Source organism: Methylobacterium sp. Leaf361, assembly GCF_001424445.1.
Lineage (GTDB): Bacteria > Pseudomonadota > Alphaproteobacteria > Rhizobiales > Beijerinckiaceae > Methylobacterium.
The window spans coordinates 40,937-58,327 of sequence record NZ_LMPY01000006.1; the positions used below are offsets into that span (position 1 = coordinate 40,937).

At 72.3% G+C, this 17,391-nt stretch carries 19 protein-coding genes; 12 read left to right on the forward strand and 7 right to left on the reverse strand.

Going from position 1 to position 17,391, the window contains the following annotated elements; genetic code table 11:
• Window positions 1-69: 69 nt before the first annotated feature.
• The 8 genes from ASG32_RS06445 to deoA all read left to right on the forward strand — a co-directional run bounded on the left by ASG32_RS06445 (window position 70) and on the right by deoA (window position 7,383).
• Window positions 70-1,761: a CHASE3 domain-containing protein gene (locus ASG32_RS06445; protein WP_056523648.1), complete on the forward strand. Its 1,692-nt coding sequence runs from the start codon at window positions 70-72 to the stop codon at window positions 1,759-1,761.
• A 148-nt stretch (window positions 1,762-1,909) separates the two neighbouring features.
• The gene (locus ASG32_RS06450; RefSeq protein WP_056523650.1) at window positions 1,910-2,476 is read left to right on the forward strand and encodes a glutathione peroxidase; all 567 of its coding nucleotides are present in this window, start codon (window positions 1,910-1,912) and stop codon (window positions 2,474-2,476) included.
• 56 nt (window positions 2,477-2,532) lie between these two features.
• Complete coding sequence (locus ASG32_RS06455) at window positions 2,533-3,168, forward strand: sigma-70 family RNA polymerase sigma factor (RefSeq protein WP_056523653.1); 636 nt, start codon at window positions 2,533-2,535, stop codon at window positions 3,166-3,168.
• A 101-nt stretch (window positions 3,169-3,269) separates the two neighbouring features.
• Window positions 3,270-4,037, forward strand: coding sequence for an anti-sigma factor (locus ASG32_RS06460; RefSeq protein ID WP_026605029.1), 768 nt, complete (start codon window positions 3,270-3,272; stop codon window positions 4,035-4,037).
• A 63-nt stretch (window positions 4,038-4,100) separates the two neighbouring features.
• Window positions 4,101-4,541, forward strand: coding sequence for a cytidine deaminase (locus ASG32_RS06465; protein WP_056523657.1), 441 nt, complete (start codon window positions 4,101-4,103; stop codon window positions 4,539-4,541).
• Window positions 4,534-5,358, forward strand: coding sequence for a purine-nucleoside phosphorylase (locus tag ASG32_RS06470; protein WP_056523661.1), 825 nt, complete (start codon window positions 4,534-4,536; stop codon window positions 5,356-5,358). The genes ASG32_RS06465 and ASG32_RS06470 overlap by 8 nt, the downstream gene beginning before the upstream one ends.
• Window positions 5,351-6,082 carry a deoxyribose-phosphate aldolase gene (gene deoC / locus ASG32_RS06475; protein WP_056523664.1) on the forward strand — a complete coding sequence of 244 codons (732 nt, stop codon included), beginning with the start codon at window positions 5,351-5,353 and terminating at the stop codon, window positions 6,080-6,082. Before ASG32_RS06470 ends, deoC begins: the two co-directional genes overlap by 8 nt.
• A gap of 2 nt (window positions 6,083-6,084) precedes the next feature.
• Window positions 6,085-7,383 carry a thymidine phosphorylase gene (deoA, locus tag ASG32_RS06480; RefSeq protein WP_056523666.1) on the forward strand — a complete coding sequence of 433 codons (1,299 nt, stop codon included), beginning with the start codon at window positions 6,085-6,087 and terminating at the stop codon, window positions 7,381-7,383.
• A 54-nt stretch (window positions 7,384-7,437) separates the two neighbouring features.
• Here deoA and ASG32_RS06485 read toward each other — a convergent pair whose 3' ends face one another.
• The 4 genes from ASG32_RS06485 to dnaK all read right to left on the reverse strand — a co-directional run bounded on the left by ASG32_RS06485 (window position 7,438) and on the right by dnaK (window position 11,959).
• Window positions 7,438-7,755: a hypothetical protein gene (locus ASG32_RS06485; RefSeq protein WP_056523669.1), complete on the reverse strand. Its 318-nt coding sequence runs from the start codon at window positions 7,753-7,755 to the stop codon at window positions 7,438-7,440.
• Between the two features lie 109 nt (window positions 7,756-7,864).
• Entirely contained in the window at window positions 7,865-8,503 is a 639-nt protein-coding gene (locus ASG32_RS06490; RefSeq protein ID WP_020093830.1) for a phospholipid N-methyltransferase, read from the reverse strand.
• A gap of 139 nt (window positions 8,504-8,642) precedes the next feature.
• Window positions 8,643-9,791, reverse strand: coding sequence for a molecular chaperone DnaJ (gene dnaJ / locus ASG32_RS06495; protein WP_020093829.1), 1,149 nt, complete (start codon window positions 9,789-9,791; stop codon window positions 8,643-8,645).
• 251 nt (window positions 9,792-10,042) lie between these two features.
• Entirely contained in the window at window positions 10,043-11,959 is a 1,917-nt protein-coding gene (gene dnaK, locus ASG32_RS06500) for a molecular chaperone DnaK (RefSeq protein ID WP_056523672.1), read from the reverse strand.
• A 392-nt stretch (window positions 11,960-12,351) separates the two neighbouring features.
• On the opposite strand from dnaK, the gene ASG32_RS06505 reads away from it, so the two are divergent.
• Window positions 12,352-13,335 carry a hypothetical protein gene (locus ASG32_RS06505; protein WP_056523675.1) on the forward strand — a complete coding sequence of 328 codons (984 nt, stop codon included), beginning with the start codon at window positions 12,352-12,354 and terminating at the stop codon, window positions 13,333-13,335.
• A 145-nt stretch (window positions 13,336-13,480) separates the two neighbouring features.
• On the opposite strand, the gene ASG32_RS06510 is transcribed toward ASG32_RS06505, so the two are convergent.
• Window positions 13,481-14,119, reverse strand: a complete 639-nt coding sequence (locus ASG32_RS06510) for a YqgE/AlgH family protein (protein WP_056523678.1) — start codon at window positions 14,117-14,119, stop codon at window positions 13,481-13,483.
• A gap of 129 nt (window positions 14,120-14,248) precedes the next feature.
• Between ASG32_RS06510 and ASG32_RS06515 the strand changes: the two genes are divergently transcribed.
• The 3 genes from ASG32_RS06515 (at window position 14,249) to ASG32_RS06525 (ending at window position 15,962) form a co-directional block, all read left to right on the forward strand.
• Window positions 14,249-14,647 carry a hypothetical protein gene (locus tag ASG32_RS06515; RefSeq protein WP_244491832.1) on the forward strand — a complete coding sequence of 133 codons (399 nt, stop codon included), beginning with the start codon at window positions 14,249-14,251 and terminating at the stop codon, window positions 14,645-14,647.
• Window positions 14,648-14,749: 102 nt separating this feature from the next.
• On the forward strand, window positions 14,750-15,229 hold the full coding sequence (locus tag ASG32_RS06520; RefSeq protein ID WP_020093824.1) for a peroxiredoxin: 480 nt from the start codon (window positions 14,750-14,752) through the stop codon (window positions 15,227-15,229).
• Window positions 15,230-15,320: 91 nt separating this feature from the next.
• A complete protein-coding gene (locus ASG32_RS06525) occupies window positions 15,321-15,962 on the forward strand; it encodes a DedA family protein (RefSeq protein WP_056523681.1) in 642 nt (213 codons plus the stop codon).
• Between the two features lie 6 nt (window positions 15,963-15,968).
• Here ASG32_RS06525 and ASG32_RS06530 read toward each other — a convergent pair whose 3' ends face one another.
• Both ASG32_RS06530 and ASG32_RS06535 read right to left on the reverse strand, forming a co-directional pair.
• Window positions 15,969-16,727: a restriction endonuclease gene (locus ASG32_RS06530; protein ID WP_056523684.1), complete on the reverse strand. Its 759-nt coding sequence runs from the start codon at window positions 16,725-16,727 to the stop codon at window positions 15,969-15,971.
• A 110-nt stretch (window positions 16,728-16,837) separates the two neighbouring features.
• On the reverse strand, window positions 16,838-17,251 hold the full coding sequence (locus ASG32_RS06535; protein WP_020093821.1) for a MucR family transcriptional regulator: 414 nt from the start codon (window positions 17,249-17,251) through the stop codon (window positions 16,838-16,840).
• Window positions 17,252-17,391 lie beyond the last annotated feature (140 nt).

Genomic DNA, 17,391 nt, shown 5'->3' on the forward strand with positions numbered 1-17,391 from the left:
ATGAAGCGTCTACGGGCAGAGCGCGGTTGATGAGGCGGCGACTCACTCACCGCGGGGAGAGCCCGAGACATGTCATTTCGTATGTCCGACTACAGGATCAGCATCAAGATCGCCCTTGTCATGGGCGCGATGCTCATCGTTACATTGGTCGTGGCCGGCATAACCTTGCGGAACATCGGTGACATCCGGGAAGCTCAGGACCGGATCGAACACACGCAGGCGGTGCTGGAACAGGTCGAGCGGATGAGCCTCGCGATGGTGAATCGGGAGACCGGCCTGCGCGGCTACCTGATCGCCGCGGAGCCGCGCTTCCTCGAGCCCGAGACGGCCGGACGTGAGGCCTTCGCGGCGGCTTGGTCGGAGATGCGGCGGCTGGTGGCGGACAACCCCGCGCAGCAGGCACGCTTGACGGACCTGAAGTCCCTAGCTGATCGCTGGGGCAGCGCGTTCGCGGATCGCGAGATCGCCCTGATGCGCGATGCCGCGACGCGGGAAGAGGCGCGCCGGATCATGATCTCGGGCGTCGGCAAGGCGATCATGGACGAGATCCGCGCCAAGACGGCCGAGATCGCCGACACGGAGCGCGCGCTGATGAACGGCCGGGCTCAGGCCGCGGCGACGGCCATCGCGGCGACGCGTTCGGCGAGCCTGATCGGCCTCGGCCTGATGGCCGGCATCGGGCTGATCGGTCTGGCGCTCCTGCAGATCGGCATCGCCAAGCCGGTCCGCGCCATCACGGCCGCGATGACCCGGATGGCGGCGAACGATCTCCGGACCGAAGTGCCCGGAGTCGGCCGCGGTGACGAGATCGGCGCCATGGCCGATGCGGTCCGGGTCTTCCGCGACGGCCTCGTCCGAGCCGCGACCCTCGAAGCCGAGGCTGCGCAGGCCCGTGCCGCCCTCGATGCGCAACGCAAGGCCGCGATGGTCGAGATGGCCGACGGCTTCCAGGCGGCGGTCGGCGGCGTGGTGCGGGCCGTCTCGTCGGCGGCGAGCGAACTCGAATCCACGGCCGCGCGCATGAGCTTCGCCGCGGCCGAGACGGCCGACCAGTCGACGACGGTCGCGGCGGCGGCCGAGCAGGCGGCCACGAATGTCAGCACGGTGGCTGCCGCCGCCGAGGAACTCGGCACGACCATTCACGAGATCGGCCGTCAGGTGCAGACGGCGGCCGACTTCGCCGACACGGCCGTCGCGGAGGCCGGACGATCCGCGGACCTGATGCGCAGCCTGCGGGAGAGCGCGACGCGGATCGGCGACGTGGTCGGCCTCATCTCGGGCATCGCCGGCCAGACCAACCTGCTGGCCCTCAACGCCACGATCGAGGCGGCCCGCGCTGGCGCGGCGGGTCGCGGCTTCGCGGTGGTCGCGAGCGAGGTCAAGGAACTGGCCGAGCAGACGGCGAGAGCCACCGAGGAGGTCGCCCGACAGGTCGGCGAGATTCAGTCCTGGACCGGGGACGCCTCCGACGCGATCACGCGGGTCGTCAGCCGCATCAACGAGATCAGTGCAGTGTCGAGCGGGATTGCCGCGGCGGTCGAGCAGCAGGGCTCGGCGACCCAGGAGATCGTCCGGAACGTCGGTCAGGCGGCACTCGGGACCGGAGCCGTCACCAACAACATCACGGCCGTGGCCCGCTCGGCGGAGGGGGCCGGGAGCGCCGCCGCACAGGTGCTCGAGGCGGCGTCCGGGCTGCTGGGGCAGGCTCAACAGCTCGACGTGGAAGTGGGCCGCTTCCTCGACACGGTCCGGACCGGTTGAGGCCGCCCGCCGGCCTTCCGATCCGCCGGCGGTCGAGCCTGCGTCGAAACGACCGTCGCGGCGCATGAAACCGTGGCGGGTCGGGCGCGTTTCCGCGCGGAAAATCGCGCGCTCAGTGGCGCGACGAGGTCGCGAATAGGTCACCGCCATGACGCTGCTGCGCCGCGAGGCCCTGATCCTGATCGGTGCCGGTCTCGCCGGCGGCGCCCGCGCCGCGGAGCAGCCCGCCGGCACCGCGCGGGCCACGGATTTCGCCTTCGAGACCCCGGAGGCCGCGCCGATGCCGCTCTCCGCCTACGCGGGGAAGCCGATTCTCGTGGTCAACACCGCGACAGCTTGCGGCTATGCCGGGCAGCTCACCGGGCTGCAGACGCTCTGGACGCGGTTCGGCGATCGCGGGCTCATCGTGCTGGGCGTCCCGTCGCCGGATTTCGGCAACCAGGAACCCCTGGACGGCCCGGCCATCGCGGAGGCGGCGCGGAGGAATCACGGCGTCACCTTCCCGCTCACGGCCAAGACCCGGGTGAAGATGCCGGGCGCCCACCCGTTCTACCGCTGGGCGGCGGCCGAGCGCCCCGCCGAGACGCCGCGCTGGAACTTCCATAAGTACCTGATCGCCCGCGACGGCAGCCTCGCGGCGGCCTTCGCCACGCAGGTCGAGCCGACCGATCCGCGGGTGATCTCGGGGATCGCCGCCACCCTCGACCAGGCCTGACCGCGACGCCGGGCCGGCAGGCGGGATTAAACGCGCGGGCCCCGCGTTCACACATCATGGCATCGGACAAGAACAAGCGCCCGGACCTCCTCGACCTGCTGGTGCCCCTGCGGCGCTACGCGCGGTCGCTCACCCGCGACACGCTGCGGGCCGATGACCTCGTGCACGACACGCTGGTGCGGGCCCTGGAGATGCAGGGCTCGCTCCGGCCGAACACCAATCTGCGCACCTGGATGATGACGGTGCTGCACAACGCCTTCATCGACGAGCAGCGCCGCCGGCAGGTGGAGGCGCGGCACGCCGACACGCTGGTCCGGATGACCGAGGACATGGCGCCGCCGGCCCAGGAGGGTCAGGTGCGCCTCGCCCAGATCCGGCAAGCCTTCCTCAAGCTTCCGGAGGAGCAGCGCGCCGCGCTCCACCTCGTCACCCTGGAAGGCATGGCCTACGCCGACGCGGCGGCCGTGCTCGGCATCCCGATCGGCACGCTGATGTCCCGTCTCGGCCGCGGCCGGGCGGCCCTGCGGGCCTTCGAAGAGGGGACGCGGACCGACCGCGGCTCCGACGAGGCGGAGCCCGCCAAGACACCCGAGACGCGGCGCGGACCGCCCTCCACCCTCCGGCTCGTTGTGTCCGACGAGCCGCGGGAAAGGTCCGCCTGGCCTCTGCGACGCGCCGTCGGAGAGAGCTGAGCACGGAGCTGATGAAGGACCGGCACCCGCGGGCGCCGGTGCCGACTGACGATTGCGACCGGCGGATCGCCTCCGGGCACGCTGGATTCGAGGACTTCACGATGATCGATCCGATCACAGACGACGATCTCATCGCCTTCGTCGACGGCCAGATCGACCCGATGCGCCGTCTCGACGTCGAGGCGCACCTCGCGGCCAATCCCGAGGCCGCGGCCCGGGTGATGGCCGAGATGCACGATCGCGACGCCCTGCGGGCCTGCTTCGAGCGCGTTCCGGGGCCCGGGCCGGACCGGAACATGGTCCTGGCGCGCCGCTTCGACCGGAACCTGCGCTGGCGCCGCGTCGCCTCGCGCCTGAAGCGGGCCGCCGCGATCGCGGTGCTCGTGGGCGCGGGCTGGCTGGCCCACGACGAGATCGGCCGCTTCGGCGTTCCCGACACCCTGGCGGCGACCCCGGATCCGGCCCTGATCGCCGACGCGCGGCAGGCCCGGGTCGTGGCGCAGCTGCGCAAGAGCATCGGTGGCCAGGCCGACGATCCGGTCTACGACCGGGCGCGCCTCCGCTCGGCGACCGGCATCGACCTGCCGGCCCTGCCCGACGGCTGGCGGGTGCGCGACATCCAGGTCTTCCCCGCCCGGCACGGCACCGGGATCGAGGTCGCCCTGGAGACCGAGCGCTTCGGCGAGGCGTCGCTGTTCGCCACCCGCGGCATCCGCGGAGGACCGACGACGCTCATCACCGGCTCGGACGACGGCGACGTCGTCTCGTGGAACGCGGGCGACACCGCCTACGCCCTGAGCGGTCCGCGCAGCGACGCGGACCTGCGGCAGGCGGCGAGCCTCCTCGGCGCCGGTCCGGCGACCCGCTGAGCGCGCGCCGGCCTCCCGCCCGGGGCCTCGACAGGGCGCCCCGGCGGGTGCCAAAGATCGGCCATGCAGGCCACGGATCCAGCACGGGACCCGGCACGGGACGATGACGGGCTCGCAGCCCTGTTCGACGCGGCGCGCGCGGTGCGCGCGCGGGCGCACGCCCCCTATTCCCACTTCCCCGTCGGAGCCGCGCTGCGCGACGAGCGCGGCGCGATCCACGCGGGCTGCAACGTCGAGAACGCCGCCTACCCGGTCGGGACCTGCGCGGAGGCCGGGGCGATCGCCGCCATGGTGGCGACCGGCGGCCGGCGCATCGCGGCGATCCTGGTCTGCGGCGACGGCAACGGCTTGGTGACGCCCTGCGGCGCCTGCCGCCAGCGCATCCGCGAATTCGCCCGGCCGGACACCCCGATCCACGCCGCCGGTCCGGGCGGGGTCGCCCGCACCTTCACGCTGGCGGAGCTACTGCCGGAATCCTTCGGCCCGGAGACGCTGGGTGAGTGAGGCGGCCGCCCGCGACGCCCTGCGCGCCGCCGGCTTCGCGGGCCCCTACGCCTGCGCGGTGGTGACCGGCACCGGCCTCGGCGGGATCGCGGCGGCCCTCACGGACGCGCGCGCCGTCGACTACGCGGCGATCCCCGGATTTCCGGGGCCCGGCGTCAGCGGCCACGGCGGCCTGCTGCATCGCGGCCGCCTCGCCGGGCGGCCGGTCCTGATCTTCGAGGGGCGGGCCCACGCCTACGAGCGCGGTGACCCGGCGGCGATGCGGGTGCCGCTCGCCTGCGCCCGGCACCTCGGCGCCCGCCGCCTGCTCCTCACCAACGCCTCCGGATCGCTGCGGCCCGCGACCGGGCCCGGCTGCCTCGTGCTGCTCGCCGACCACATCAACCTCTCCGGCCTGAACCCGCTGATCGGCGAGGCCAGCGACGCCCGGTTCGTGCCGATGACCGAGGCCTACGACCCGGACCTGCGGGCGCGGCTCCGCGCGGCGGCCGGGGCCTGCGGCGTGCCCCTGGGGGAGGGGGTCTACGCGTGGTTCTCGGGCCCGAGCTTCGAGACGCCCGCGGAGGTGCGGATGGCCGGCATCCTGGGCGCCGACCTCGTGGGCATGTCCACCGTGCCGGAGGTGATCCTCGCCCGGTTCCTCGACCTGCCGGTGGCGGCGGTCTCGGTGGTGACGAACCTCGCGGCCGGCATCGCCGGCGGCGCGCCGCACCACGCGGAGACGAAGGAAGTCGCGGCCCGGGCCGCGGAGGATCTCGGCCGCCTGGTCCGGGCGTTCGTGGCCGGCCTGCCCGACGGAGAGACAGCCGATGACTGACCCCGAAGCCGGCGCGGTCGCACGCCGGGCCCTGCCGCTCCTCGACCTCACCGATCTCGGCGAGACCTGCACCGAGACCCGGATCGACGTCCTCTGCCGGGACGCGAAGCGCGGCGGCGTCGCGGCGATCTGCGTCTGGCCGCGCTTCGTCGCGCAGGGCGCGCGGGCGCTCGCGGGCACCGGGATCCGGATCGCCACGGTCATCAACTTCCCCGCGGGCGGCGAGGACTGCGCCCGCGCCACCGACGACACCGCCGAGGCCCTGCGCGACGGCGCCGACGAGATCGACCTCGTCCTGCCCTACGGCGCGCTGCTGCGGGGCGAGGCGGCGGTGGCCCGCGACATGGTCGAGGCCGTGCGCGACACCTGCGGATCCGCGACCCTGAAGGTGATCCTGGAGACGGGCGCGCTCGCCGAGCCGGAGCGGATCCGGGAGGCCAGCCGGATCGCCCTGGAGGCGGGCGCCGACTTCCTGAAGACCTCCACGGGCAAGAGCCCGGTCTCGGCGACCCCGGAAGCCGCCGAGGCGATGCTGGCCGAGATCCGCGCCGGCGGCCGCGCCGCGGGCCTGAAGGTCTCCGGCGGCCTGCGCAGCGTCGCCGACGCCGCCACCTACCTCGACCTCGCCGACCGGCTGATGGGTCCCGGCTGGGTGAGCCCGAGAACCTTCCGGCTCGGGGCGAGCAGCCTGTTCGAGACCCTGATGCGGGCGCGGACGCTGTGAGCGTGCGGCTGCCTCAGGAGACGATCCGGGCCAAGCGCGACGGCCAGCCCCTCGACCCGGACGAGATCGGGGCCTTCATCCGCGGCCTCACCGACGGCACGGTCGGGGAGGGGCAGGCGGCGGCCTTCGCCATGGCGGTGTTCTTCCGCGGCCTGTCGCTGCCGGAGCGGGTGGCGCTCACCCGCGCAATGGCGGAATCGGGCCGGATCCTCGCCTGGGACCTGCCCGGGCCCGTCCTCGACAAGCACTCCACCGGCGGCATCGGCGACGCGGTGAGCCTGCCGCTCGCTCCGATGGTCGCGGCCTGCGGCGGCTACGTTCCGATGATCTCGGGGCGCGGCCTCGGCCATACCGGCGGGACGCTGGACAAGCTCGGCAGCATCCCGGGCTACGACGCCACGCCCGGGCTCGACGCGTTCCGCCGGGTCGTCGCAGAGGTCGGCTGCGCCATCATCGGCCAGACCGCCGAACTCGCGCCCGCGGACCGGCGCCTCTACGCGATCCGCGACGTCACCGGCACGGTCGAGTCCCGCGACCTGATCACCGCCTCGATCCTGTCGAAGAAGCTCGCCGCCGGGCTCGACGGGCTCGTGATGGACGTGAAGCAGGGCTCCGGCGCCTTCATGGCGGGCGTGCCCGAGGCGCGGGCGCTGGCCCAGAGCATCGTCACGGTGGCGGAGGGCGCCGGCCTGCACACCGCCGCGCTGATCACCGACATGGACGCGCCGCTCGCCAGCGCGGCCGGCAACGCCGTCGAGGTCGCCTACGCGCTCGACTACCTGACGGGCGCACGCCGCGAGCCGCGCTTCCACGCGGTTACGATGGCGCTGGGCGCCGAGATGCTGGTCGTGGGCGGCCTGGCGCCGGACCGCGACAGCGCCGCGGAGCGGCTGGAGCAGGCCCTCGCCTCGGGCCGGGCGGCCGAGGGCTTCGGCCGCATGGTCGCGGCGCTCGGCGGACCGGGCGATCTCCTGGAGCGGCCGGAGGCGCACCTGCCCGCCGCGCCGGTGCGCCGGGCGGTCCGTCAGGACGGGACCGTCGCGGGGATCGCGACGCGGGCGCTGGGCCTGGCGGTGATCGGGCTCGGCGGCGGCCGCACGCGGCCTGAGGATCCGGTCGACCCGCGGGTCGGCTTCACGGATCTTGCCGGTCCCGGATCGTCCGGCGGGCTGCTCGGGATCGTCCACGCGGCCGACGAGGCCGCCGCGGACCGGGCGGAGGCCGCGCTGCGGGCGGCCTACCGAATGGGCAACGCGCCGCCGGAGCGCCCGCCCGTCCTCGAGCGGGTGGGCGCCGGCTAGCGGGCGCGCCCGGCCATCACGGAGCCGTGGCCGGGCGCGGCGGGCTCGGAGCCCTTACCAGCGGCCGTAGCCGTGGCGATGGCCCCAGCCGCCGTGGTGATGGTGACGCGGGCCGAAGCCGCGGTGCCCCCAGCCGTGATGGTGGCCCCGGCCCCAACCGTGGTGGTGATGGCGCGGGCCGTAGCCGCGGTGACCCCAGCCGCCGTGGCGGTGCCCGTAGCCGTAGCTGTACTGGACGGACTGGACGTCGCCGGCTTCCGCCTGCAGGCCGGCGTCGCGGCCGAGGGGCGCGGCCATGGCCGGCGCCGCGAAAGCGAGTCCGCCGAAGGCCAGGGCGGCGGCCAAACGGGTCCGTGCGGTCTTGGTGAACATCGGCGTTCTCCTGATCCACGCCGGTCGCCTTGTGGCGTCCGGCCGTGTCCCAGGTGTGCGCCTTTCCAGTTGACGCAAACGTGACCTGTTCGCTCAGGCCGTGTTCAGGTCAGGGTCTGCGGTAGACCCAGACCCGCGCCGGCGGCAGGTTCAGCCAGACCCGGTTGGAGCGATCGGCGGTGTAGCTGCCGGCCTCGCAGCGGGCCGGGATCGGCGGAACGACCGCGTAGGTGAACTGCACGAAGGGCGCGCCCGGCCGCATCAGGTCGTGGGCGGTGTTGAGCAGGTCGAGCCGCTGCTCCAGCGGCTTGGTGAACAGCGGCAGGCTCGAGATCGTCGCGGCGGCGGGCTCCGTCAGCACGTCCTGGAGGCTCGCGCGCATGTTGTAGGCGTCGCCCTGGATGACCCGCACGCCCGGGAAGCGATGGGTCAGGAGGCGGCAGAAATCGGGGTTGAACTCCACGAGGATCAGCCGCTCAGGCGCGACGCCGCGCCGGATCAGCGCCTCGGTCACAGGACCGGTGCCGGGGCCCAGCTCGACCACGGGCCCTTCGAGGCGCGGGTCGACGTAGGCCGCCATGGTCCGGGCGAGCATCTTGCCCGAGGGCGTCACGGCCCCCGTGACCAGGGGGCGCTCCAGCCAGGATCGCAGGAATCGGGCCTCGTCCTCGAGGGGGTCGCGCCGCGGCCCGAAAATCGCGCTCCTGCCCGCAGGAGCCTTCGCGTTGGGACGGCGGAGCGGCGGCAAGTCCTGGATTCCTTGATGCCGGATGAGAATGAATGGCTAGGGACGGCGCTGTCTTACAGTCAAGCCGGCGCCGCGCCTAGGGGATGCAAGCCACGCCGGCCGCTTGCATAACGGGTCTTCCCGGGATTCGGATCCGGCCTCACGGCCGGACCGCGCCCCCGAAGAAGTCCCGCACCTTCGAGAAGAAGCCCGCGGACTCCGGATGGTTCTCCGGGGAGGCCGACTGGTCGAACTCCTGGAGCAGCTCGCGCTGGCGCTTGGTCAGGTTCTGCGGGGTCTCGACGAAGACCTGGATGTAGAGGTCGCCGACCTCCCGCGAGCGCAGCACCGGCATGCCCTTGCCCTTGATGCGGAACTGCTTGGCGGTCTGCGTCCCCGCCGGGATGCGCACCTGCGTCTGCGAGCCGTCGATCACCGGCACGGTGATCTCGCCCGAGAGCGCGGCCGTGACCATCGAGATCGGCACCCGGCAGAACAGGTCGGCGCCGTCGCGCTGGAAGAACTCGTGCTGCTTGATCGACAGGAAGACGTAGAGGTCGCCCGCCGGCCCGCCGCGCAGCCCGCTCTCGCCCTCGCCGGCGAGCCGGATCCGCAGCCCGTCATCGACGCCCGCCGGCACGTTGATCGAGAGGGTGCGCTCGCGGTTGACGCGCCCGGCGCCCTGGCAGGCGGTGCAGGGGTCGTCGACGATCTCGCCGCGGCCGTGGCAGTTGGGGCAGGTCCGCTCGATGGCGAAGAAGCCCTGCGCTGCCCGGACCCGTCCGTAGCCCGCGCAGGTCGGGCAGGTCCGCGGCTTCGAGCCGGGCTTCGCGCCGGACCCGTCGCAGACCTCGCAGGTGATCGAGGTCGGGATCTTGATGGTCTCGGCCTTGCCGGTGAAGGCCTCCTCCAGGGTGATCTCGAGGTTGTAGCGCAGGTCGGCCCCGCGCTCGCGGCCCGGCGTGCCGCCGCGTCCGCGGCCACCGCCGGCGGCCCCGCGGCCGTCGCCGAAGAAATTGTCGAAGATGTCCGACATGAAGTCGCCGAACTCGTTGCCGAATCCGGGACCGCCGGCCCCGCCCTGGCTGAAGGCCGCGTGGCCGAACCGGTCGTAGGCGGCGCGCTTCTGGCCGTCGGAGAGGCACTGATAGGCCTCGTTAATTTCCTTGAACTTGATCTCGGCGTCCTTGTCGCCGGGATTTCGGTCGGGATGATAGGTCATCGCGAGCTTGCGGAAGGCGACCTTCATCTCGCCTTCCGTGGCGGTCTTGGTGACCCCCAGGATCTCGTAGTAGTCCCGCTTCGACATCCCGCCCTCAGGTGCCTTCCCGTCCCGTCCCGTACCCCGGGCCGCGACGCTTCTCTACCACCGCGCCGCCGTTCCGGGAGGCCGCGACGAGCCCGGAAACCGGAGGCGCCGACGACGCGGATCCGCGATCGGCCGGCGGCTCCCGGTTCCGGGCCCCGCAGGCCCGGCATGACGGAGCTTCTGAATACGCTTCTCACGCAAAGGCGGGGCCGGATCGCTCCGGCCCCGCGCGGTCGTATCAGATCCGCGCCTCAGGCGCGCTTCTTCTGGTCCTTCTCGTCGACCTCCTGGAAGTCGGCGTCGATGACGTCGTCCTTCTTCTCGGAGGCCGCCGCCTCGGCGCCCGCATCCGGGCCGGCCGCCTGGTTGGCGGCGTACATGGCCTCGCCGAGCTTCATCGAGGCCTGCATCAGGTCCGTGGTCCGGGCCTTGATGGTCTCGACGTCGTCGCCCTCCAGCGCGGTCTTGAGCGCGGTCATCGCGGTCTCGATCGCGCCCTTGTCGGCGGCCGGGACCTTGTCGCCGTACTCGGTCACCGACTTCTCGGTGGCGTGGATCAGGCTCTCGCCCTGGTTCTTCACCTCGACGAGCTCGCGCCGCTTCTTGTCGGCCTCGGCGTTCGCCTCGGCGTCCTTCACCATCCGGTCGATGTCGGCGTCCGACAGGCCACCCGAGGCCTGGATGCGGATCTGGTGCTCCTTGTTGGTCGCCTTATCCTTGGCCGTCACGTTGACGATGCCGTTGGCGTCGATGTCGAAGGTCACCTCGATCTGCGGCATGCCGCGGGGCGCCGGCGGGATGCCGACGAGGTCGAACTGGCCGAGCAGCTTGTTGTCGGCCGCCATCTCGCGCTCGCCCTGGAAGACCCGGATCGTGACGGCGTTCTGGTTGTCCTCGGCCGTCGAGAAGGTCTGGGACTTCTTGGTCGGGATCGTGGTGTTGCGGTCGATGAGCCGGGTGAACACGCCGCCCAGCGTCTCGATGCCGAGCGACAGCGGGGTCACGTCCAGCAGCAGCACGTCCTTGACGTCGCCCTGGAGCACGCCGGCCTGCACGGCGGCGCCGATGGCCACGACCTCATCCGGGTTGACGCCCTTGTGGGGCTCCTTGCCGAAGAAGGCCTTCACCACCTCCTGGATCTTGGGCATGCGGATCATGCCGCCGACCAGCACCACCTCGTCGATCTCGGAGGCCGACACGCCGGCATCCTTGAGCGCCTTGCGGCAGGGCTCGATCGTCCGCTGCACCAGATCGTCGACGAGCGACTCGAACTTCGCGCGGCTGAGCTTCAGCGCGAGATGCTTCGGGCCGGTGTTGTCGGCGGTGATGTAGGGCAGGTTGATCTCGGTCTGGGTGGCCGAGGACAGCTCGATCTTGGCCTTCTCGGCGGCCTCCTTGAGGCGCTGGAGGGCGAGCTTGTCCTTGGTCAGGTCGATGCCCTGCTCCTTCTTGAACTCGGCCGTCAGGTACTCGACGATGCGGTTGTCGAAGTCCTCGCCGCCCAGGAAGGTGTCGCCGTTCGTCGACTTCACCTCGAAGACGCCGTCGCCGATCTCCAGGATGGAGACGTCGAAGGTGCCGCCGCCGAGGTCGTAGACCGCGATCGTGCCGGACTTCTTCTTGTCGAGGCCGTAGGCGAGCGCCGCCGCGGTCGGCTCGTTGATGATGCGCAGCACCTCGAGGCCCGCGATCTTGCCGGCGTCCTTGGTGGCCTGACGCTGGGCGTCGTTGAAGTAGGCCGGGACCGTGATGACCGCCTGCGTGACCGGCTGGCCGAGATGCGACTCGGCGGTCTCCTTCATCTTCTGCAGCGTGAAGGCGGAGATCTGCGACGGCGAGTACTTCTTGCCGTCCGCCTCGACCCAAGCGTCGCCGTTGTCGCCGCGGGCGATCTTGTAGGGCACGAGGCCCTTGTCCTTCTGGGTCATCGGGTCGTCGTAGGTCCGGCCGATGAGCCGCTTGATGGCGAAGAACGTGCGCTCGGGGTTCGTGACCGCCTGGCGCTTGGCCGGCTGGCCGACGAGCCGCTCGCCGTCGTCCGTGAAGGCGACGATGGACGGCGTGGTGCGCGCGCCTTCCGAATTCTCGATGACCTTGGGCTGCGTGCCTTCCATCACGGCCACGCAGGAATTGGTGGTGCCGAGGTCGATGCCGATAACTTTACCCATGGTGGGATCCCTCTTTGTGTCGCGTTCAAGCAGACCGCCGAGCCCCGAAGCAGCTCGGCCCATGGCGGTGTCGGGGGTGATGTGAGTATGGGACCCGGGCCGGATCAAGGGCCGTGAACGGCTGAAACCCAGCGCGCAATCCCGCGTCGAGGGCGATATAAGAAGCCCGTTCCGGGCCCGCAAGGCGAAGCCTGCGCGGCGGGATCGGCCCCGCGGATCCGCGCCATCCCCTTGTCATTCCGGCAGGATCTCGCCGCACGGACGGCGTCGGCCCGGTGGCGTGGCTGCATTTTGTTGCTCCGCTGCCACGTCCGCGCCATCGACGGCGTGTTAACGTTTCGACAAGGGGTTGCGCGTGGCCCCGCCACTTCGTCTCCCCGTCGTAGAGTCCGATGCGCCCGACCCGCAGCCTCCTGCTCCCGATCCTGGCGGTCGCCGTCGCGGCGCCCGGGATGCTCGCCGCGCCCCCCGCGCGGGCCCAGAACTTCTTCGAGCGCCTGTTCGGCATCAAGCCGGAGCGGCCGCCGACGCCGCCGCGGGGCCTGCCGGAACCGGCGCCCGGCCCGGCGGCGCCGGGCGAGCCGGGACCGCCCGCGGCCCCCGAGGCGCCCCGGCCCGCCCCAGTCCCGGCCCGCCCGGTCGTGCTGAAGACGCCCTCCGAGGACGGCGTGATCGGCCAGGAGCTGCAGCTCAACGGCCTGTCCGGGTCCCTGAAGCTGGAGCGCTCCGGCACGGCCGTCACGGCGCGGATCAAGCTGCCCGGGACCAAGATCTCGCAGCCGGCGGATTCGTGCACCGTCCCGCTCGCGGGCGGCAATCCGGTGGCGCTCACCGCCGAGGGCAAGCCCGAGGGCGTGCCGCGCTTCGAGGCCGCCGGGGCCGAGTGCCCGCTGCGCTTCGACGTGACGGACGGCGGCGTCCTGGTCTCGAGCCTGGGTTCGGGCCCGGTCTGCACCTTCTCGGCGGCGGATTGCGCGACCACGCCGGTCGGCCTCTGGGGGCCAGGCGCCGCCACCCTGATCCCGCGGGCCGGCGAGTTCGACACGGCCCGGGGCGTCGCCGACAAGGCCGTACGGGACAATTACAAGCTGATGACTCAGCGGGCCCGGCGCGAGGACGTGCGGCCGATCGTCAGCGAGCAGGCGGCGTTCTCCTCGGACCGGGAGCAGCTCTGCCGCACCTACGCGCGCGAGGGGACGCACGGGTTCTGCCATCTGCGGGTGACGGAGAACCGCGCCCTGGCTCTGGCGACCCGGCTCGGCGCCAACACGGCGACGCCCACCGCCGCCGTGGCGCCCCGGCGGCCCCGGCCCAAGCCGGCCGTCGAGGGCATGAACCCGGACGCGGTCGGCGGCGGCGACGCCGTTCCGGAGTAAGACCGCCCCGTGACGGCCCGGCGCGACCGTCTTTGCGGGCGGAGCGAAGCAGCCCAGGGTAGCGCGAGGCTGGCCGGCGTAGCGTTCCTGGATCGCTTCGCTCCGCTCGCAAAGACGGCGTGCCGCCCCGGCGAGCGCGGTCGGGTCAGGCCCGGCCGGCGGTCATCGACAGCATCGCCGGGTCGATGCCGTTGGCCCGCAGGGCGAGGTCGTACTTGGCGTCGAGGTCGGCGTTGAAGATCAGGGCCGGGTCGGCCGGGCAGTTGAGCCAGCCGTTGGCCATGATCTCGCTCTCCAGCTGCCCGGCCTGCCAGCCGGCGTAGCCGAGCGCCAGCACGGCGCTGGCCGGCCCCTCGCCGCTGGCGATGGCGCGGAGGATCTCCACGGTCGCGGTCAGGCAGATGCCATCGTCGATGATCAGCGTCGATTGCTGGATGTGAAAATCGTCGCTGTGGAGCACGAAGCCGCGCCGTCCCTCCACCGGGCCGCCCAGCAGGACCGGCATGTGGCCGACCCGCTCGCGCAGGCGGATCGCGTCCGCCTCGGGCGCCACGTCGAGCTGGACCAGCAGGTCCGGCATGCTGATGTCGGTCGCCGCCTTGTTGACGATGATGCCCATGGCCCCGTCGGCGGAATGGGCGCAGATGTAGATCACCGAGCGCGCGAAGCGCTCGTCGGCCATGCCGGGCATGGCCACGAGGAACTGCCCGTCGAGGAAGTGCGGGCCCGCCAGCTCCGTGCGGAGCGGCGCCGCCTTCCCGGCCTGGGACGACGCTGCCGACATGGGATCGGGCCTGCGGTGCGGAGGGTGCGCCATGCGTCCATGCTACGCCGCGCCCCTCCGTTGTCCAGCGGGCAAAAGGGACGCAGCAAGCCTCCCCCAAGCTTGTGCGGGTCTCATGCGCGCCGCAGAATGTCCTGGCCGGCACGCGAGGCGATCGTTCCGGCCACGTTCGAGACCGTGACCATCGTGGCTGGATCCGCCTCTCAGACCGCGTTCGACATCGAGGAGCAGCGTGCCCGGATCGAGCGCGCGCACGAGGAGACGCGGAAGTTCGTCGCCGAGCAGCACAAGCCGATCGCCGAGCAGTCGAACCTGGCCGCGGAGCAGACCAAGCTGGCGGCCGAGCAGTTCAAGATGACGGCCGAGGCTTCGAAGACGGCCGTCGAGCAGACCAAGCTCGCGGCCGAGGCCGCCAAGATCGGCCGGGACCGGGGTATCGCGCCCTGGCAGGTGGCGCTGTTCGGCATGACGGCCGGGGTCGCGCTGTTCGGCGCCGGGACGGCCTTCGTCAAGCTTCTCGGACCGTGAGCCGCAGGCCGCTCCCGATCCTCGACAGGCACCCCCTGCCACGCTAGGTCAGGCGCGCTGCTCACGCGCGCCATCCCAGCGCGCGACAACGAGGGACCCGCGATGATCCAGGTCGGCGACCACCTGCCCCAGGCCACCTTCCGGGTGATCGGCCCCGAGGGCCCGATCGCGCGCACCACCGACGACGTGTTCAAGGGCCGGCGCGTGGTCCTGATCGGCGTGCCGGGCGCGTTCACCCCCAGCTGCCACCGCAACCACCTGCCGGGCTTCGTCACCCACCGGGACGAGATCCTCGGGCGCGGTATCGACGCCATCGCGGTGACGAGCGTCAACGACGTGTTCGTGCTCGACGCGTGGTCGAAGGCGAGCGGCGCCGAGGGGCTGGAATTCCTCGCCGACGGCAACGCCGATTTCGCCAAGGCCCTCGGCCTGGAGATGGACGGCACCGGCTTCGGCCTCGGGATGCGCTCGAAGCGCTACTCGATGCTGGTCGAGGACGGCGTCGTCCGGATCCTCAACGTCGAGGAGACCCCCTCGAAGGCCGAGGCGTCCGGCGCCGAGGCACTGCTGAAGGTCCTCTGAGGACGCCGCCGGCCGCAGATCGGCCCTCTTAAGGCCACGTTCCGTCCGCTTGTGTCGCCGGGCTCTGCCCGGAGACCGGCCCGAGGACCGCATGGCCTTCCTGAACGACCTGCCCATCGCCGACCTGATCGCGAATTACGGATACATCGCGATCTTCGTGATCATCACCCTCGAGAGCGCCGGCGTGCCGTGCCCCGGCGAGACGGTGCTGATCTCGGCCGCCGTCTACGCGGGCAGCACCGGGAACCTGAACATCGGCCTGGTCATCGCCGCGGCGGCGACGGCGGCGATCCTGGGCGACAATGTCGGCTACTGGGCGGGGCGGCGCTGGGGCATGCCGCTGCTGCTCCGCTACGGCCATCTCATCGCCCTCGACCACGGGCGGCTCAAGCTCGGCCAGTACCTGTTCCGCCAGCATGGCGGGAAGATCGTGTTCTTCGGCCGCTTCACCGCGATGCTGCGCGCCTACGCGGCCCTGCTCGCCGGGGTCAACCGCCTGGACGCGCGCCGCTTCTTCGCCTTCAACGCCCTCGGCGGCATCGTCTGGGCCGGCAGCATGGGCATCGGCTCGTACTATTGCGGGCGCCAGATCGAGCACATCGTCGGCCCGGTGGGCCTGACCCTGCTCGCCCTGGTGGTGTTCGGCGGCCTGGCCCTGTGGCTGTTCGTGCGCCGCCACGAGGCGCGCCTGCTCAGCGAGGCGGAGATCGCCATCCCCGGCCCGCTCGCCTGACGGGCATCACGTCTCCGCGAGGTCGAACGCCTCGATCGCCTCGAGGGCGTCGTGGTGCAGGAGGAGGACGCCGGTGGCCGTGGCGAGCCGGCGCGCCGCCGGCGTGAAGCCGGCGTTCGACACCACGGCGGCCCGGTCCCCGTCCCAGTAGCGCAGGGCCGCGGCGGCTTCCTGCACGGCGGCGTTGCCCACGGGCTTGCTCAGCCGCTTGCACTGCACGACGAGGCGCAGCCCGTCCCGCACCGCCACGATATCGGCGCCCTGGTCGCCGCTCGCCGGCGTTCGGTGCGCCCGCCAGCCCGCCCGGACCAGGCGCTCGGCGCAGTAGCGCTCGTAGTCGAGCCCGTCCCCGGGCGCCTCGTCCTCCTCCGGGAGCGCGACGGCGGCGGCCTCGGCCTCGACGATCGCCAGCATCCGCGCGTGCTCCGCCTCGGCGAGGTCGGCGAAGCGCGGGCCGAGCTGCGGCAGGACGGTCCGCTCGAGGAAATAATCGCGCTCGCGCAACCAGCCGTCCTCGATCCGGTTGCCGTAGGGGTCGGTGTAGCTCTCCTGGCGCCGCCGCAGCGCCAGCGTCTCGGCATGGGCGCGGGCGATCCGGCGCACCCGGGCCCGGAACCGGCGCGGGCGCCCGAGATGCCGCACCAGGACGAGCGCGAGGGCGAGTCCCGTCGCGGCGAGCGCCGGCCGGCCGTACCAGAGCCCGAAGGGGAGGCCGATCACGGCCGTCCAGAACAGGCGGGCGACGAGGCTGGGCTTGCCGGGCATCGGGTCTCGGGGGCGCTGACGGGCCCCCGACCCTCGCAAGCGCGGCTTGCCCGATGCCTAACCCGCCTCCGAAAGCTGTGGACGCCGACGCGGATGAGAGCGCCGCGCCGTCAGCCCTTCCGGCGCTGGTGGCCGAGGCCCATGCTCTTGGCGAGGCTGGACCGCGCCGCGGCGTAGTTCGGCGCCACCATCGGGTAGTCGGGCGGCAGGCCCCACTTTCCCCGATACTCCTCGGGCGTCAGGTTGTAGTGCGTCCGCAGATGGCGCTTCAGCGACTTGAACTTCTTGCCGTCCTCCAGGCAGACGATGAAGTCGGGCTGGACCGAGCGCCGGACCGGCACGGCCGGCCGCAGCTGCTCCGCCGGCGGGGCGGACGGCTCGCCGAGCCCGTGCAGCGTCGCGTGGATGGCCGCGATCAGCCCCGGCAGTTCCGGCGCGGGGACCGGATTGTTGCTCACGAAGGCCGACACGATGTCGACGGACAGCGTGAGATAGTCCGGTTGCCCTTCACCCGTGGCGTCCATCCCGTAACCTCCAATCGATCCCAGCCGGCCAGCGACGCCGGCCGGGATCTGTCTCTGCTCGACCCGATACAGGGTAGTTAATGGGCAGTTACTATGGTGGTGTGAATTCAATAGCAAGTCCAATCCACACATGCCCACAA

Coding starts and splice junctions, on each gene's coding strand:
- ASG32_RS06445 (WP_056523648.1), top strand. CDS start 70: ATGTCATTTCGTATGTCCGACTACAGGATCAGCATCAAGATCGCCCTT.
- ASG32_RS06450 (WP_056523650.1), top strand. CDS start 1,910: ATGACGCTGCTGCGCCGCGAGGCCCTGATCCTGATCGGTGCCGGTCTC.
- ASG32_RS06455 (WP_056523653.1), top strand. CDS start 2,533: ATGGCATCGGACAAGAACAAGCGCCCGGACCTCCTCGACCTGCTGGTG.
- ASG32_RS06460 (WP_026605029.1), top strand. CDS start 3,270: ATGATCGATCCGATCACAGACGACGATCTCATCGCCTTCGTCGACGGC.
- ASG32_RS06465 (WP_056523657.1), top strand. CDS start 4,101: ATGCAGGCCACGGATCCAGCACGGGACCCGGCACGGGACGATGACGGG.
- deoC (WP_056523664.1), top strand. CDS start 5,351: ATGACTGACCCCGAAGCCGGCGCGGTCGCACGCCGGGCCCTGCCGCTC.
- ASG32_RS06485 (WP_056523669.1), bottom strand. CDS start 7,755: ATGTTCACCAAGACCGCACGGACCCGTTTGGCCGCCGCCCTGGCCTTC.
- dnaJ (WP_020093829.1), bottom strand. CDS start 9,791: ATGTCGAAGCGGGACTACTACGAGATCCTGGGGGTCACCAAGACCGCC.
- dnaK (WP_056523672.1), bottom strand. CDS start 11,959: ATGGGTAAAGTTATCGGCATCGACCTCGGCACCACCAATTCCTGCGTG.
- ASG32_RS06505 (WP_056523675.1), top strand. CDS start 12,352: ATGCGCCCGACCCGCAGCCTCCTGCTCCCGATCCTGGCGGTCGCCGTC.
- ASG32_RS06510 (WP_056523678.1), bottom strand. CDS start 14,119: ATGTCGGCAGCGTCGTCCCAGGCCGGGAAGGCGGCGCCGCTCCGCACG.
- ASG32_RS06515 (WP_244491832.1), top strand. CDS start 14,249: ATGTCCTGGCCGGCACGCGAGGCGATCGTTCCGGCCACGTTCGAGACC.
- ASG32_RS06520 (WP_020093824.1), top strand. CDS start 14,750: ATGATCCAGGTCGGCGACCACCTGCCCCAGGCCACCTTCCGGGTGATC.
- ASG32_RS06525 (WP_056523681.1), top strand. CDS start 15,321: ATGGCCTTCCTGAACGACCTGCCCATCGCCGACCTGATCGCGAATTAC.
- ASG32_RS06530 (WP_056523684.1), bottom strand. CDS start 16,727: ATGCCCGGCAAGCCCAGCCTCGTCGCCCGCCTGTTCTGGACGGCCGTG.
- ASG32_RS06535 (WP_020093821.1), bottom strand. CDS start 17,251: ATGGACGCCACGGGTGAAGGGCAACCGGACTATCTCACGCTGTCCGTC.